The following is a 15,462-nucleotide window of genomic DNA, read 5'->3' on the forward strand; positions in this document are numbered from 1 at the left end:
TTGCTTGATGAATTGGGATATATTTATAGCACCTTATGCACAAGTTGTGGAAGAATTAAAAATTAAATTAAAAGGCATGCGCCGGCAGTTTGAATATGAGGAGGAACAATCTCCCATTGAATTTGTAACCGGACGCGTCAAGCCGAAATCAAGCATTATTGAAAAGGCTCGACGAAAAGCCATTAATCCTGAAAACATCGAAGAAGAATTGCAGGATATAGCTGGAGTGAGAGTGGTCTGCCAATTCGTTGATGACATTTATGCGGTTGTCAACATGCTTCGGAACCGCCATGATTTTGAAATTGTAGAAGAAAAAGATTACGTTTCAAGGAAAAAGGATAGTGGGTATAGATCCTTCCACGTCATTATTCGTTACCCGGTGGAAACCATTCATGGAGAGAAGAAAGTATTGGCAGAAATTCAGATCCGCACCCTTGCCATGAATTTTTGGGCGACCAATGAACACTCATTAAATTATAAGTATTCGGGGAAAATACCATCAGAAATTAAATCACGTCTCAAACGTGCCGGTGAGGCTGCCTTTCAGCTCGATGAAGAGATGTCCAAAATAAAAAGCGAGATCCAAGAAGCGCAACGAGCGTTTCTAAAAAGAGAAGAACAAAAAAAGAACACTAGAAAAACTTAAAGGAGTGGGCGGACGATGAAGTTCTCGATCCTTTCTAAAGGTGATCAAAAATCGAACGAAATCCGTTCGAAAATTAAGAACTACTTGACGGAGTTCAAGTTGGAATATGATGAAGATGAACCCGATCTTGCCATTTCTGTCGGTGGGGATGGCACATTGCTGGAGGCTTTCCACACGTATGTTCACCGATTGGATAAAACAGCTTTTATAGGAATACATACCGGACACCTCGGTTTTTATGCAGATTGGATGCCGGAAGAATTAGAAAAGCTGATCATTGAGATTGCGAAGACTCCGTTCCAGGTGGTCGAATATCCACTCCTTGAAGTTACCATCCGCCCGAAAAGCGGGGGAGAAGAGGACCGCTACCTTGCGCTGAATGAGTGTACGATCAAAACGTCAGAAGGTTCGGTGGTTATGGACATTGAAATTAAAGGAGACCATTTTGAGACGTTCCGTGGAGACGGTCTGTGCGTTTCTACACCATCCGGGAGTACCGCCTATAATAAAGCGCTGGGAGGAGCGATTTTGCATCCTTCTCTTGAAGCCTTCCAAATTGCTGAAATGGCTTCGATCAACAACCGTGTGTTCCGAACGATTGGGTCTCCATTGATTTTACCTAGTCATCATACGTGCATGTTCAAGCCGAAGCATGACCGCAGCTTTCTTTTTACGATCGATCATATCACTCGTACCTATAAAGACGTAAAATCGATTCAATGTCGCGTGGCCGAAGAGAAAGTCCGATTTGCAAGGTTCCGTCCATTTCCTTTCTGGAAACGTGTCCACGACTCCTTTGTAGCTGATGACTACTCAGACTAATGTGACAAAGAGGTGGCAGGTGACAGAGGCTTACGCCGGTTACTCCATTCGGGAATTTCTGTTACAAGCGGGTGAGTTTTCCCGACAATTGCTCAAGAAAGTTCGGATGGACGGTATGGTATTCATAAATGGAACTCAGGTGGAGATGTGGCACCCATTAGATACAGGGGATGAAGTCCTCCTCGTTTTTCCTGAAGAAGAAAAAGGAGCGATCTTTCCTCATCAGGGGACTTTACCGATCGTATTTGAGGATGATGATATCATGGTCCTCGACAAGCCTGCAGGCATCCCAGTTGTACCTCCTTTTGACCAAAAAGAGCCTTCAATTGCAAGTTACTTGCTTTTTGAATATGAAAAAAGAGGGTACCCCTGTACGGCCCATATTGTCACGAGGCTCGACAAAGATACTTCTGGATTGATGTTAATTGCTAAACACGCCTATAGTCATTGGCTTCTTACCAAGAAATTGGACTTGATTTCACGACAGTATGTTGCGGTTGTCGAAGGAGAATTTCGTGAAAAGGAAGGTCTAATTGATGAGCCAATCGGCCGTGCAGAAGACTCCATCATCCGAAGAGTTGTATCTCCAGAGGGAAAGCCTTCAAAAACTCAGTACCATCTGATTAATCAGGAGAAAAATTATTCCCGGATCCGCTTTAAACTCCTCACCGGTCGGACGCACCAAATTCGTGTCCATATGGCTCATAGGGGGTATCCTCTAGCTGGTGACACATTATATGGCGGGGAAAAAGTAGAGGGGATGGATGGCCAGGCCTTGCATTGTGAGCGGCTTCACTTCATTCATCCATGGACGAAGAAAAAGATGACCTTTACATCAGAACCACCGAAACATTGGGAAGGATTTGCTTGAGAAGCATGTGTTCGATTCTATTAAAAAGCAGGAGCCACGAGTGCTCCTGCTTTTTAATATCTGAACTTTTCTTCTACGAAAGGCATGCTTGATGGTACACTGATGATTTTTTCTTCAGGCAGTCGGAAAGCGGTCAACTTGCCTCCGAACACACACCCTGTGTCTATATTAACGGTTTTATTAACAAAACGGGGTTCACGGACTGGAGTATGTCCATAGATGATCCATCGATTTCCGGTGTAATGTTGGGCCCAGTCTCGTCTGACAGGACGACCGTCCGGCAGTTTTTCACCAGTAATGTCCCCATAGAGCACGAACGTTTCGATACTTTTACTTTTATGACCGATGTCTTCCTCGCGGATCCCGGCATGAGCAACAACAGCATCAACATCTTCCAAAATTAAGTGCAGAGGGGATTGCTCATACAAATGCTTGAATTGTTTTTTTACATCCATCTGTTCTTGTTTAGATAAGGTACGGTATTCTGCAGCGGTCGTCTCCAATCCATGCTTTTCTTGGACAGGATTCCCTAGAAAAAAACGATACAATTTGTTGCAATGATTTCCCGGGACATAATGGGCTCCTTTTTCTGTAACTAGACGATAGACGAAGGTTATGCACTCCACGGATGAGGGGCCCCGGTCAGTGATATCTCCCACGAACACAGGAGTTCTTCCTTCGGGGTGCTGCGGGAGACCTTCGCTCCATTCATAGCCGAGTTCTTCAAACAGTTGTTTTAACTCATCAAAGCAGCCGTGGACGTCCCCGATTATGTCGTAGTTCATGGTCATTCTCCTTTTGTTATTCAATAATTGTTTTGATGCTGTCCTATATATGGAAGATATTTTTCCCAAGCCTTCGAAATACTAAACATACGGGGAGTTTATTCCCTAACCTAGATTTCTTCTGTTAAACTACATTTATGTGAGGAATTTGGCTGTTAAAAATTGAGTGACTTTCGTTGACAAACATGTGTATCGCCATTAAGATTAAACGGTCAAAAACGAAATAGACACTGGGGAGGGTTGCTTATGGAACACTTAGATGACCAGGAGCGCCAAGAAGTTTGGACGAATATTAAAGATGCTTTGTTCAATGATCACATCGACCAGTTCCGTGCAGAATTTCTCGAACTGCATCCATATGACCAGGCCCGGATCTTTGAAGATCTGGATAAAGAAATCCGGATGCAAATTTACACCTACCTCTCTCCAGAAGAGGTTGCAGATGTCATGGAGCACATCGATTATGATGAGATTGAACCTTTCTTTACTGAAATGGAACCGACTTTTGCTGCGCAAGTCTTCGCTGAAATGTCAACGGATGATGCTGTTGATATTTTAAACGAATTAGATAAAGATAAAGTGGCGAGTTTCTTGACGATCATGGATGATGATGCAGCTGACGAAATCAAAGACCTGCTTCATTATGAAGAGAAAACCGCTGGTTCCATAATGACAACGGAATTTGTTGTCGTTAAAGCCGGTATGACGATCAAGGAAGCGATGGTTCATCTGAGAACAGAAGCCCCAGACGCCGAGACGATTTATTACACGTATGTCATTAATGAAGATAAACGGCTCGTCGGTGTTATTTCGTTGAGGGATTTGATTATATCTGAAGAAGAATGGCTGATATCCGACGTTATGAATGAACGAGTGGTATCGGTCTCAGTCGGTGAAGACCAGGAAGAAGTGGCACGTATGGTGCGCGACTACGACTTTCTTGCCTTACCGGTCGTTGATTTCCAGGACCATCTCCTTGGAATCATTACCGTCGATGACATTATGGACGTCATGGAGGAAGAAGCAAGTGATGATTATTCTAAACTTGCGGCCGTTTCTGACGTTGACAGCCCTGATGACAATGCTTTTGCGTCAGCCAAAAAGCGTTTGCCCTGGCTTGTCATTCTACTCTTTTTGGGAAGTCTGACAGCCAGTCTCATTGGGCGTTTTGAGGACACCTTGGATCAAGTAGCTATCCTCGCTATTTTTATTCCGCTGATTGCCGGAATGGCAGGAAATACTGGAACGCAGGCACTAGCCGTTGCTGTCCGCGGTATTGCTACCGGGGAAATTGAAAAGCAAGGAAAATGGAAAATGATGATGAGAGAAGCAGGAACCGGTATTATTACTGGGCTCTCTTGTGGTGTATTGATCACTCTCATTGTATATATATGGCATGAAAACTTCTTTTTAGGCGTATTAGTCGGATTGTCCATCTTTATGACCTTGGTTGTAGCAACATTGGCTGGCTCTCTCGTTCCCCTTCTTATGCATCGTTTAAAGATCGACCCAGCTGTTGCCTCAGGTCCATTCATTACAACGGTGAATGACTTGATCTCCATTTTGATTTACTTTGGACTCGCGACAGCTTTCATGAATTTATTGATTTAAGGAAGGAGGGCGAGTATGGAACATGGTGCATCAGTAACTTCTCTAGTTATTGTAATTATCGCAGCATTCATAACTCCCATCTTACTACACCGTTTTAAATTGAATATCATTCCGGTTGTAGTAGCAGAAATCATCGTAGGATTAATCATCGGTCAAAGTGGATTTGATATTGTAGAGCAAGGAAGCTGGTTAGAGATCTTGTCTACATTAGGGTTCATTTTCTTGATGTTCCTCAGTGGATTAGAAATTGATTTTTCTATATTTGCAAGTAGAAAGAAGAAAGCTAAGCCGGAAAACCAGGGGACAGGTGCTCCGAACCCAGTATGGGTGGCGACCACTGTCTTCATTGGGATCTTCGTCATATCTTTGGCACTTTCTTATTTATTCGTGTTGGCAGGTTTCATTGACAATGCCTTTTTGATGACACTGATCATTTCTACCATTTCATTAGGTGTAGTTGTGCCGACGTTGAAGGATGCACAAATGATGAAGACGACGATTGGTCAGACCATCCTCCTCATTGCGGTCATCGCCGATCTTGTGACAATGATTTTGTTAGCTGTTTTCGTATCCATTTATGGAGAGAGCGGTGGAAACACATGGTTACTGCTCATACTTTTTGCAGCGGGTGTCCTTTTCTATTACATCGGCAAAAAGTTTCGTCATCAGTCGTTCGTGGAGACGATGGCCAAAGGGACGATCCAGATCGATACACGTGCTGTGTTCACACTCATCCTTCTGCTTGTCGCCTTATCTGAGACTGTTGGAGCAGAGAATATCCTTGGTGCTTTCTTAGCAGGTACGCTCGTTTCCTTGCTGTCTCCTAACCCAGAGATGGTCAAGCGTCTGGACAGTTTCGGCTATGGATTCCTAATTCCAATCTTCTTCGTTATGGTTGGTGTGGAAATTGATATTTGGAGCCTATTTACTGATTCACGTGTGCTCATATTGATTCCACTGTTATTTATCGCCTTACTCGTCTCGAAGATTGTTCCTGCTTTAATATTGAGTAAGTGGTATGATAAGAAAACCGTTTTTGGATCAGGTTTTATCCTTACTTCCACACTCTCCCTTGTGATTGCGGCAGCTGCCATCGGGAAGCGGGAAGGAATGATCGATGACCAAATGGAAGGCGCCCTGATCCTAGTGGCTGTCCTGACATGTCTAGTGGCACCGATCGTCTTCAAAAAGGTTTATGGACGATTTGAAGACGAAGACCATAAGACGGTCGTTTCCTTTATCGGTTCTAACCGCATGACCTTACCGGTTGTTCGAGAACTGGACATTCATGCATATGAGACTCATCTTTACCATACAAAAGTGGATAAAATTGATGAACGCATCAGCCGTAATTGCTTTGATATCAAAGAATTAGATGGCTATGATGTCGAAAAGATGAAAGAGCTTGGAGTCTTTGAAGTAGACTTGATTGTCGCGTCTACGGGTGATGAAGAACGAAATGCTGAGATTGCCCGCTTTGCAAAAGAGCAAGGGGTGGAACGCGTCATTGTCCGAGTAGAGTCCCCAGACTTATCTCAGGAAATGAAAGATCTCAATATCAATGTGTTCTCCGTGTTCTTGTCTTCCAAAGCGCTCCTGAAAGCGATGATCGAAGCACCAAATGTTGTAGATATCTTAACGAAACAAGATAGTGCACTCTATCAAATCAATATGAACAACTCGGTCTATAACGGCATCCATCTCCGTGAATTTCCATTCACCGGAGATGTCATCATGGTCCGTATCTTCCGCGGAAAAGACTCGATCGTCCCTCACGGGGATACAGAGTTGAAAATGGGTGACCGCCTGATCGTTACAGGCTCTCATGAGTATGTAGAAGAACTGAAAATGGAACTGGAATATTGTGAATGGTGTTAACCCTCAACCGCTCCTTCTCATCACGAGAAGGAGCGGTTTTTAATTAAACCGTACTTTCACTGACGCTCCCGTTTGTGGAAGACTCAGTTTCGAGACTTTTCGGGTTTCGTTGCTGGGTTGAGCGTCAGGGGTGGTTGGGAAGCTACTCGTCCAGCTCCATCGCCCAGACACTCGCGTCATAAGCAGAACAGCAAAGGAATGAAAAAAACACATTCCGTTGCTGTTCTGCTTATGCCAGTCGTGTCTACCAGGGCGATTCCGCATTTGAACACTTTCATGTGGGGGAGTGGCGAGCTTCCACGGAAAGCGAGTCATCCCCGCAGCCCCCATCCACTCAACAAAAGTCTCGAAATCGAGTCTTCAAGAATACTGCCATTATCTTGAATAACAGAATTATTCGATATCCTGATTTTGGATAGAGAATGGGCTTATGTGAGTGGAAATAGGGAAAGGATAAAGGGAGGTTTGTTTTTCAAAAGTTAATGGTTTAAAATAGGAGCAGGTACTAATAACAAATACTAATTTAGATTCTATTACCTCAAGGAGGGTGTTCAATATGAACTTTTCACTAGAAGGACGTACTTATGTCGTCATGGGAGTGGCGAACAAACGAAGCATTGCCTGGGGGATTGCCCGCTCACTTCACTCTGCTGGAGCACGTTTGATTTTTACAGTCGCATCGGAGCGCTTCAAAAAGTCGGTTCAGGACCTTGCTGATACTCTAGAAGGTGGCGAGGAGTCACTGGTGTATGAGTGTGACGTGACAGACGATGAAGCGATCATCCAGACGTTTGAACAAATCGGTAAAGATGTAGGGACGATTCACGGCCTTGCCCACTGTATCGCATTCGCGAATCGTGAAGAATTGAAAGATGAATTCTTGAACACAAGTCGCGATGGTTTCCTCACTGCTCACAACATCAGCTCTTATTCTCTAACAGCGGTCGCCCGTGCAGCTCAACCGTTGATGACGGATGGAGGAAGTATCGTAACCCTTACTTATCTTGGTGGGGAGCAAGTCGTGAAAAATTATAACGTCATGGGTGTAGCGAAAGCGAGCCTGGATGCTAGCGTCAAATACTTAGCTAACGATCTTGGTAAACATAACATACGGGTAAATGCCATTTCCGCTGGTCCAATTCGTACACTTTCCGCTAAAGGCGTCGGTGATTTCAATCAAATTCTTAAAGTGATTGAGGAACGTGCGCCACTAGGTCGTCCTGTTACTCAAGAAGAAGTAGGTGACACCGGGTATTATTTAATGAGTGATCTATCTCGCGGTGTGACCGGAGAAGTGATTCACGTGGATTCCGGATTCAGCATTGTCGCTTATTAATCTAAATTCAAAACCCCTTTTCTACATAGAGTAGAAAAGGGGTTTTGTCATGTGAACAAGCTTCGAAGGTGTGGCCATACGGTTTCTTTCTTTTTTGTACCGTGGGAGGCAACAAATCGCACCACTTCCGTTAATGGAAGCACTTCTTTTCTATTAGGAACATGGATCAGTGCGAAGTGGTGATCATAGCTTCCTTGATAAGCCATGATCCATGTCATCAGCTCAGAAAATGTGGTATGCTCACCAATTTTCAAGGGAAACATTTGACTATTTCTTTGCAGGTTCAATTGTTCAGAAATGGACACTGGCAGCGGGGGAGGAGGATAATCAGGCTCTGCAAAATAATAACCTTGCATAAGGAAGATCCCCATTTGAATTAAATGAAGACACTCGCCTTCGGTTTCCACCCCCTCAGCAATAATCCCTGCACCTAACTTCTTTCCGATATGTTGTAAAGCCTCCACCATATATTGTTTTTCACGGAATTGATCGATATGGGTAATCAGGGACCGATCGATTTTCAAGTAGTCCGGTTTTAATTCAGAAACCATTTGTAGGGAGGAATAACCTGCACCGACGTCATCGATCGCCACTTTAAATCCTTGTTTCCTATAATGTTCTAGAAGTTTTCGGAAGCTTTGAAAATCAGAAATGGCGGAGTGCTCGGTAATTTCAAAGACGATCTGGTCCGGGTTCAACCCTGTATTTTTCAAAACGGCATGGGTGAAACCTGGAATAAAAGAATCGTCATGTATGACATTCGGCGTTAAATTCACCCACAATTGCTGTTTCTCTTGTAAATAGGGGAGAATCGAGTCGATGGCAAGCTCGCGTGTATGTTTTTCAAGTTGAAATAACCGGTTCGTCTGATCGGCAAACTGGAAGAGTTCGACTGGGCTTTTAAAATAAGCACTCACAGGAAATCTTGTTAGTGCTTCAAAACCGATGATGCTTTCTTTATGTATATTGATGATCGGTTGATAATGGATAAAAAGCTTGTCCTCATTCATGTATGAAGTGAGGACATCTTCTGATGACTTGCGTTCTCGTTGTTGAGCAAGGCTCATGAAAACACTCCTAAACAATGGTCTACACCTACCATAACAATCGTAAGATAAAAGAATCGCCGTGTTCTGTTAAATTTGTGTAAAATCATGAGAGGTTTTGTCAAATGAGGACAAAAGTGAACATGGTTTGTGACTTGGGCATATATATAAAATGATGACCGAATGGAAAAGGAGAGATCTTGATGGCAGATGAAAAGCGACTTGCTAAGCAGCCGATGCTTTATATTGTCCAGCCTAAGGGCTTGAAACCAGCAGAAGTTCCAATGCAAACCAGCTTTCGAAGTCAGCGATCTTCTAAAGCAGAAGAGAAGACAGAACAGCCTCCAGCAGAAGCTCCATCGACTGAGCGCGAAATACGGATGCGCAGTCAGAACTCCCCCCACCGTCAAGAGCTTGCAAAATTGAAAACATCGGATGAACCGGAAATGAGTGGAGAAGAGAGAGGTAGAGAAGCTTCAGCTGTAAGTGCAGAAGAAAAGGTGGAAAAGGATGCACCTCGAGATCGAAGGCAACGCTTCCATGACATGACGCTAGAGGAAAAAGTTTTATATTTCTTCAATCTTTCCCCTCACGTGCCGAAAATGAAATGTGAAGTAATGACAGAGGAAGAAAACTACCGAGGGTACATTACGGATTATGTAGATGGTGTCGTGCACATGAAAGTTTTTCAGCGTCCGTTTCAGAGGGAGATAGCATTTGAAGCCATTCAAGATATTAGACTTCTAGGGTTTTAGTAAAGTTATGAAAAAACCGCGCATCTGTGCGCGGTTTTTTATGAATCTTAAAGAGTTGCTGCTGCCGGAAGACATGTTACGTGGCAGAAGCAGTTCAAGTCTACTGTAATGCAGATTCCTGAAGCACGAAGGTTTCTGCAGCTTTGATCAGCTGGTGATTTTGGATCGAATCCTCTGTGACGGCGTGAGCCTTCAACCTCATCCTCGTCGTCATCATGCCAGCGGTCAGCAAAGAGAAGTTCAAGGATGGCACAACCATCGTGATCGACAGATTTAACTCTGAAGAAGAAGCTTCCTTTCACTTCGCAATCGTCGCCACTTCGTTTTGAACCGTAGCCTTTAAAAGGTGTGCATCCATCTTTACAGTAAAGGATGACAGGAACCGTGTCGAAGCCGGAACCTCCACCAGTGTCACCTAAAAGGTCTGCGATTGAACGCTCACAGCTTGTCGTGCAATCGTGCATGACATCATTCTGTGCATCGACGATATCTTTAAGGATATCAATCACACATGAACCTGAATCGTGTCTTTTTCCACAGCTCATTTTCTAATTTCCCCTTTCCATACGCATTGACGTATTGTCTTTACTAGAATATGAAATGTGTCCGTGTCGGTGTGGGCATTTGTCTCTTTTCTCTGAATCCGCACTTTTTTTGTCCTTCATGGGCAGGAGACTATACCCAACTGGGGCAAACGCCATAGATTAGAAGTGAATTCGAATAAGGAGTGAATGGAATGTCTGATAAAAAGAAGGTCATCCATGTGAAGGACCTTGTCATTAAAGCGGATAATGTCGTCATCGAGCCTCAACGTGATAACCGTCATGACCGAGACGACCGTGTCGATCCATTTTTCGGCGGACCGAGACGACGTAGAGAAGAAGAAGCAAGAGATGAAAGCAGTTCAAGAAACCGCCGTCGTGATGATGAATCTTCCGACCGCCGTGGGGGATTTCGTTGGTTTTAAGAAAATAAAGAGTGAGCCACTACAAGGAACGTAGTGGCTTTTTCTTGATGGGAGAGAAGGAGAATGATGTTAAGTGTGATGGAGATTGTATTGCTGGCACTTGCCACTTTCCGTCTGACACGTCTCATTGTCAGAGATTACATCATGGAATGGTTCAGACGGCCTTTTATTGACGTAAAGGTCATCCAAAACGAGCACGGCGTCGAAGAAGAATGGGTGGAACCGAAGGGTTTTATCGGTGAAGGATTGAGTTGTCAATGGTGTGTCGGTGTGTGGTCTGCTTTAATTATGCTTTTCTTCTATATAGTAGTTCCATATGGAGAGTGGTTGGTGCTATTGCTCGCTCTTGCCGGATTGCAATCCATCATCTATACATGGGTCGATCGACAATGACGGATAAAAAGGAAAAGACGTTGTTTGAAGTTTTAAAGGAAATCGATGTGGAAACGTCGAAAATGAATGGAATCATCAAACAACCTGAGAAGAAATTCAACGAGTGGGAAAAGGACTTTCAGGCATGGGATCGTCGTTTCTCAAAGCGGATGACGGACATGGAAAAATTTCTGACCAAACAGATGGGGAAAATGGAGCGTTTCTTTGAGTAGGAAAAAAGGGTATAGATAAAAAAAGGAGGCGTCGATATGGGATATATTCTGCCTGTGAATCATTATCAGTATCAGGATTATCAAACCAGAACGACCCAGCATGAACGTTCACCTTTTGTCCTTGAAAAAGTGTTCAAAGCTACGTTGGATCATAAAATGAAGCACAATCAAGATCGTGTGGAAGACCAGCGTGGAAGATCGATCCATATACCGAGGAATACCCATGCTGTCAACAGCGTACAACCTTCACTCCAAAGAAGCGGTACAGAGAAGATTCTTTCTAATATGACAGGAAAAGGGAGTCACTTTAGCGAAACTGTATGAAAAAGCTAAAGGAGTCGTGGATATGTCTTTTCAACAGTTGGATGAATGTTGTTATTACTATCATAGTTCCGTCAATATTGGATACGTACATCAAGGGAAGGATGGGGTACTCATCGATGCAGGGATCGATGTTTCATCCGTGAAAAAGGTGCTCAAGGAGTTAGAGAAAAGAAAGCTCCCGTTGACGCACCTTTTTATTACCCATGCCCATGCAGATCATTACGGAGGGGCTCGGTTTGTTCAGGAAAACTACGATGTACATACCGTCGCCCCTGTGTTTGAAGAAGCTATTTTAAGAAATCCTGGTCTGGAACCTCTTTATTTATTCGGAGGGAACGACCCGCTGCCGGAGTTACATAACAAATTTTTAGAAGGGCCAGCTATAAGGGTGGATGAGGTCGTGGAAGAAGGGGAGGTAGTGTTTGGTGCTTTAAGAGCGGAAGCTTACCATCTTCCTGGTCATAGTTATCACCAGTTGGCATTGAAAATCAATGACATTCTTTACGCGGCTGACAGTTATTTTAGTGTGGAGACACTAAAAAAACATAAGATTCCCTTTTTGACCGATGTCAGTTTAGCATTGGATAGTTTGGACCGCCTCACTAAAATTTCATGCAGGGGGGCGGTTCCTGGTCATGGTAAGTTCGAGGCTTCTCCTACCTTGACGATACAAAACAACATGGACTACCATGAGCAGTTGTCCGCATGGCTGCATCAATACCTTGCTGAAGAAGGCCCGGCGGCGCACGAGGTCCTCGTTAGGGCTATGTGTGAACACTACAACGTTGAAGCTCAGGGTTTGTCCCAATGGCTGCTATTCAGAACGGCGGTCACTGCCTATTTAATCGGATTAAAAAAAGCGGGCCTCGTGGAGGACCGCATCATGAACAATACGTGGAGTTTTTATATTACAGACCAATAACGAATAAGTCCGGCTCGCCTTCTTTGTGTTCAGCGTACATGACTTCAGCAGGATCGGTAAAATTTTGTGCTCTTAGCTGTTCATTCAGCCACTTCTCATCAAAACCAGCTTCTTTGAGATTATCCCAAATGACCTCTCCATCACTAATGATGGTCCGAGGAAGAGGAACAGGCTGAGGGGCTAAATTCATATCGTCACGAGTGACATTTTGATACTGGGAAGCCTTCAGGACAGAAATGGTGCCATCCGTTTCGAGTACCGCATATTGAACTTCCTGGATCGAGAAAACATCCTTCGAACGTAACAAATGCTGCAGTTGATTAAGATCCAGCTTGTTTTTCTTCAGCTGATTTCGATCGATATTTCCTTTATAAATAACGAGGGAAGGACTTCCTTCTAAAATTTTTCGTGTTCCTTTAAACTTTTCTGTGATCATCTCGGTTGAGTAGATGAGTATGCTCCATAATAAAATGGCATAACCGATATCTAGGATTCCCACTTCTTTATCATACAAAGCATTACCGACCAGTTCCCCAAGGACGAGAGCAGCGATGAAATCGAAAGCGGTAATTTGTGTGATCTGCGATTTTCCAAGCACTTTTGTCATAACAAAGAGTGCAGCAAAACCAAAAAATGTTTCCACAGTAATTTGTAAGTACTCCATAGCGTTTCACGATCCTTACCTGTAGCCTATACGGTTCATTGTAGACAAAAGGACCTTAGGATAAACGAAAAAACTCCGGAAGCCCGGAGTTTTTTCGTTTATCATTTTTTTATAATTTTTTCACCATCGTGACGTGTGGGATGCCGGCATCCATGAATGGGTCTGAAATGGTCACATACCCAAGAGACTCATAGAACGCCTCTGCATGGGTCTGGGCATTCAATTTGGCCTTGTCAAATGCATAATCACGGATGACTTCTTCCATCGACTCGATGATCTGTGCTCCGAATGATTGGCCTCGGTGTTTCTTCATGACACAAATCCGTTCAAGTTTCCCAAATCCTTGAACAAAGCGTAGTCGGGAAGCGGCGACCGGCTGTTTCCCCTCATATCCAACAAAATGGATGGCGCTATCATCAAACTCATCAATTTCTATTTCCAAGGGAACCTGTTGTTCATCTACAAAGACGACGCGTCTAACGTAGAAAGCGTCGTCTTTTTGCTGTTTATTCTTAACCTTCACGATGTCCACGGACTATCACCCTTTGCCGAGGCGGAATGTTTCATAAACACTCCATGCCCCATTTTCGAGTTGATAAAGCAACTGGAAGCGGTCGACTTTATCATTCAAGTCGAATTTCAGCATGCGCAGGCTGCCATATACATCCGAGAATTCTTCATCCGAAAGCTTTTGGGCAATCGTGATATGTGGGACAAAAGCAAAATCTTTCTCCTCTGGAAGTTCTCCTGCATGCAGCTTGTCATTCAATTCAAAAATTTCATCGGAAGGTTCAATTTTTAAGTAAATTGTATTTGTGACGGGTGAGAAAGAGCTCACCTTATAAACACCATACGAAAAAGGCTGCGTGTTTTTTGCAATCTCGCTCAATTCAGGAATGATTTTGTTCTCAATTTCTTCTTCTTCTGCTTCAAACGCTTCTTTCATCGTGATATGTGGTGGAATCAACGCATAATGGGGATCGTAACGCTTGCGGTATGAATTCGCCACATCCTGTACTTTTTTTGATGGAAAAACTGCTACTCCGTATCTCATTGGACTAACCTCCTGTTTCCTTCTATATCGCTATTCCTTACCAAACATCTTCAATAAAGCACGTTCAAAATCCTTCTGCCATGTGCCCCATGTATGATCACCATCTAATTCATGATACGTATAGGCAAGCGGCTGGCGATTCAAAAACTCGCGCAGTTCACGGTTAGGTTCAAGAAAATTCTTTCTTGTTCCTTCTGTCGTTTCGACATCTGTTTCTTCCATTCCGATGGTATGATAAATGGTCAAGGAAGAAAAGTCTTTGGTCGATTGCACGACTTCTTTGACATGTTCATCCACATAAGGACTCTGCATGATGACATTGCCGAAGATGTTCGGGAATTTCACCGCCGTCATTAAAGCGAGCGTGCCTGCTAAAGAGTCACCGACAAGTGTTCGTCCGCGCCCCATGCAGTAACCAGGAAACTCCTCATCCAGGAAAGGTACAACTTCGCGAATGAGGAAGTTGACGTATTCTGCTTGTTTCTTTCCGTCTGGATGGTATTTGTCCTGGCGATCATATTTGTCATTGTAATGGATGCCGATGAAAATGGTGTTCTCGATCTTTTCTTCTTTATGGAGTTTGTCACTCAATGTGGCCGCGCGTCCCATCGAGTAATAATCGTTTCCATCCTGCATGATACAGAAATGGTATTTGTATAATGGAGAAAAATTCTTCGGAGTGTACACCCTCAGTGTCATTGTCTCCTGTAAGTATTGACTATCAATGGTATATTCTGTCATGGATCCGTCTCTACCCATTTTCCTACCACCTCCTCACAGCATGGAAATTTCCTTTAGGATTTCCCAATAAATATTTCGTGTAAACGTTCCACTATTCATTTTATCATATAATTGTCGAAAAAGTTGAAAAGATGATGGGTGGGATTTTCAGGTAAAATGTTCTTTTATATTTATAAGATTGTTTCACTAATTGGCAGGATTGTGTAAGACTCAGTTTCGAGACTTGGTGGGAGTATAGGGGCTCCGGGAAAAGGTTCGCTTTCCGTGGGCGAGTGATGAGCCTCCTCGAGCTAACGCTCTGCGGGGTTTCATCTACCACGCACTTCCTCTTAGATATCCGGTTCCGGCGCCTAGCGGCTAGTGAGACTTCCCTCGCTTCTGTACGATAAGTCAACATCGAATCGCTCCGCTCTTCGTGTTTCCTTTATCTCCGCC

Annotated in this window: 19 protein-coding genes; 12 read left to right on the plus strand and 7 right to left on the minus strand. The window is 43.7% G+C overall.

The genetic code is table 11. The annotated features are described in order from the left end of the window. Positions 1 to 7: 7 nt before the first annotated feature. Genes yjbM through DYE48_RS13850 form a run of 3 tightly spaced genes read left to right on the plus strand, consistent with a single transcriptional unit; the run spans position 8 to position 2,339 of the window. Entirely contained in the window at positions 8 to 646 is a 639-nt protein-coding gene (gene yjbM, locus DYE48_RS13840; RefSeq protein WP_115824144.1) for a GTP diphosphokinase, read from the plus strand. Between the two features lie 15 nt (positions 647 to 661). Next, positions 662 to 1,468, plus strand: a complete 807-nt coding sequence (locus tag DYE48_RS13845; RefSeq protein WP_115824145.1) for an NAD kinase — start codon at positions 662 to 664, stop codon at positions 1,466 to 1,468. Between the two features lie 19 nt (positions 1,469 to 1,487). Then, complete coding sequence (locus DYE48_RS13850; RefSeq protein ID WP_244199437.1) at positions 1,488 to 2,339, plus strand: RluA family pseudouridine synthase; 852 nt, start codon at positions 1,488 to 1,490, stop codon at positions 2,337 to 2,339. A gap of 53 nt (positions 2,340 to 2,392) precedes the next feature. Here DYE48_RS13850 and prpE read toward each other — a convergent pair whose 3' ends face one another. Next, the gene (gene prpE / locus DYE48_RS13855; RefSeq protein ID WP_115824147.1) at positions 2,393 to 3,124 is read right to left on the minus strand and encodes a bis(5'-nucleosyl)-tetraphosphatase PrpE; all 732 of its coding nucleotides are present in this window, start codon (positions 3,122 to 3,124) and stop codon (positions 2,393 to 2,395) included. Between the two features lie 246 nt (positions 3,125 to 3,370). Between prpE and mgtE the strand changes: the two genes are divergently transcribed. The 3 genes from mgtE to fabI all read left to right on the plus strand — a co-directional run bounded on the left by mgtE (position 3,371) and on the right by fabI (position 7,949). Next, complete coding sequence (gene mgtE / locus DYE48_RS13860; RefSeq protein ID WP_089653953.1) at positions 3,371 to 4,735, plus strand: magnesium transporter; 1,365 nt, start codon at positions 3,371 to 3,373, stop codon at positions 4,733 to 4,735. 15 nt (positions 4,736 to 4,750) lie between these two features. Then, a complete protein-coding gene (locus tag DYE48_RS13865) occupies positions 4,751 to 6,613 on the plus strand; it encodes a monovalent cation:proton antiporter family protein (protein ID WP_115824148.1) in 1,863 nt (620 codons plus the stop codon). A gap of 556 nt (positions 6,614 to 7,169) precedes the next feature. Next, positions 7,170 to 7,949 (plus strand): enoyl-ACP reductase FabI, encoded by a 780-nt coding sequence (fabI, locus tag DYE48_RS13870; protein WP_089653955.1) that lies wholly within the window; start codon positions 7,170 to 7,172, stop codon positions 7,947 to 7,949. A 47-nt stretch (positions 7,950 to 7,996) separates the two neighbouring features. Here the strand turns inward: fabI and DYE48_RS13875 are convergent, their stop codons facing one another. Then, entirely contained in the window at positions 7,997 to 9,016 is a 1,020-nt protein-coding gene (locus tag DYE48_RS13875; protein ID WP_115824149.1) for an EAL domain-containing protein, read from the minus strand. Between the two features lie 182 nt (positions 9,017 to 9,198). On the opposite strand from DYE48_RS13875, the gene DYE48_RS13880 reads away from it, so the two are divergent. Next, positions 9,199 to 9,750, plus strand: coding sequence for a CotO family spore coat protein (locus tag DYE48_RS13880; protein WP_115824150.1), 552 nt, complete (start codon positions 9,199 to 9,201; stop codon positions 9,748 to 9,750). Positions 9,751 to 9,797: 47 nt separating this feature from the next. Here DYE48_RS13880 and DYE48_RS13885 read toward each other — a convergent pair whose 3' ends face one another. Further along, positions 9,798 to 10,295, minus strand: a complete 498-nt coding sequence (locus tag DYE48_RS13885) for a CotY/CotZ family spore coat protein (protein ID WP_089653958.1) — start codon at positions 10,293 to 10,295, stop codon at positions 9,798 to 9,800. A gap of 191 nt (positions 10,296 to 10,486) precedes the next feature. Here DYE48_RS13885 and DYE48_RS13890 point away from each other — a divergent pair, with 191 nt between their 5' ends. The 5 genes from DYE48_RS13890 (at position 10,487) to DYE48_RS13910 (ending at position 12,568) form a co-directional block, all read left to right on the plus strand. Further along, positions 10,487 to 10,717 (plus strand): hypothetical protein, encoded by a 231-nt coding sequence (locus DYE48_RS13890; protein WP_115824151.1) that lies wholly within the window; start codon positions 10,487 to 10,489, stop codon positions 10,715 to 10,717. A 63-nt stretch (positions 10,718 to 10,780) separates the two neighbouring features. After that, positions 10,781 to 11,110 carry a DUF1360 domain-containing protein gene (locus DYE48_RS13895; RefSeq protein WP_244199438.1) on the plus strand — a complete coding sequence of 110 codons (330 nt, stop codon included), beginning with the start codon at positions 10,781 to 10,783 and terminating at the stop codon, positions 11,108 to 11,110. Next, positions 11,107 to 11,322, plus strand: a complete 216-nt coding sequence (locus tag DYE48_RS13900) for a hypothetical protein (protein WP_089653960.1) — start codon at positions 11,107 to 11,109, stop codon at positions 11,320 to 11,322. The genes DYE48_RS13895 and DYE48_RS13900 overlap by 4 nt, the downstream gene beginning before the upstream one ends. A 36-nt stretch (positions 11,323 to 11,358) precedes the next feature. Continuing rightward, the gene (locus DYE48_RS13905; protein WP_115824152.1) at positions 11,359 to 11,646 is read left to right on the plus strand and encodes a hypothetical protein; all 288 of its coding nucleotides are present in this window, start codon (positions 11,359 to 11,361) and stop codon (positions 11,644 to 11,646) included. 22 nt (positions 11,647 to 11,668) lie between these two features. Beyond that, positions 11,669 to 12,568, plus strand: coding sequence for an MBL fold metallo-hydrolase (locus DYE48_RS13910; protein ID WP_115824153.1), 900 nt, complete (start codon positions 11,669 to 11,671; stop codon positions 12,566 to 12,568). Here the strand turns inward: DYE48_RS13910 and DYE48_RS13915 are convergent. The 4 genes from DYE48_RS13915 to DYE48_RS13930 form a co-directional block, all read right to left on the minus strand. Next, positions 12,555 to 13,232 carry a YetF domain-containing protein gene (locus DYE48_RS13915; RefSeq protein WP_115824154.1) on the minus strand — a complete coding sequence of 226 codons (678 nt, stop codon included), beginning with the start codon at positions 13,230 to 13,232 and terminating at the stop codon, positions 12,555 to 12,557. The two genes, DYE48_RS13910 and DYE48_RS13915, sit on opposite strands and share 14 nt — an antisense overlap. A gap of 109 nt (positions 13,233 to 13,341) precedes the next feature. Continuing rightward, entirely contained in the window at positions 13,342 to 13,764 is a 423-nt protein-coding gene (locus DYE48_RS13920) for a GNAT family N-acetyltransferase (RefSeq protein WP_115824155.1), read from the minus strand. Positions 13,765 to 13,770: 6 nt separating this feature from the next. Further along, complete coding sequence (locus DYE48_RS13925; protein ID WP_115824156.1) at positions 13,771 to 14,286, minus strand: 2'-5' RNA ligase family protein; 516 nt, start codon at positions 14,284 to 14,286, stop codon at positions 13,771 to 13,773. Between the two features lie 30 nt (positions 14,287 to 14,316). Continuing rightward, a complete protein-coding gene (locus DYE48_RS13930) occupies positions 14,317 to 15,045 on the minus strand; it encodes an alpha/beta hydrolase (RefSeq protein WP_115824157.1) in 729 nt (242 codons plus the stop codon). Positions 15,046 to 15,462 lie beyond the last annotated feature (417 nt).

It is taken from the genome of Halobacillus trueperi (assembly GCF_003386945.1).
Classification (GTDB): domain Bacteria; phylum Bacillota; class Bacilli; order Bacillales; family Halobacillaceae; genus Halobacillus; species Halobacillus aidingensis.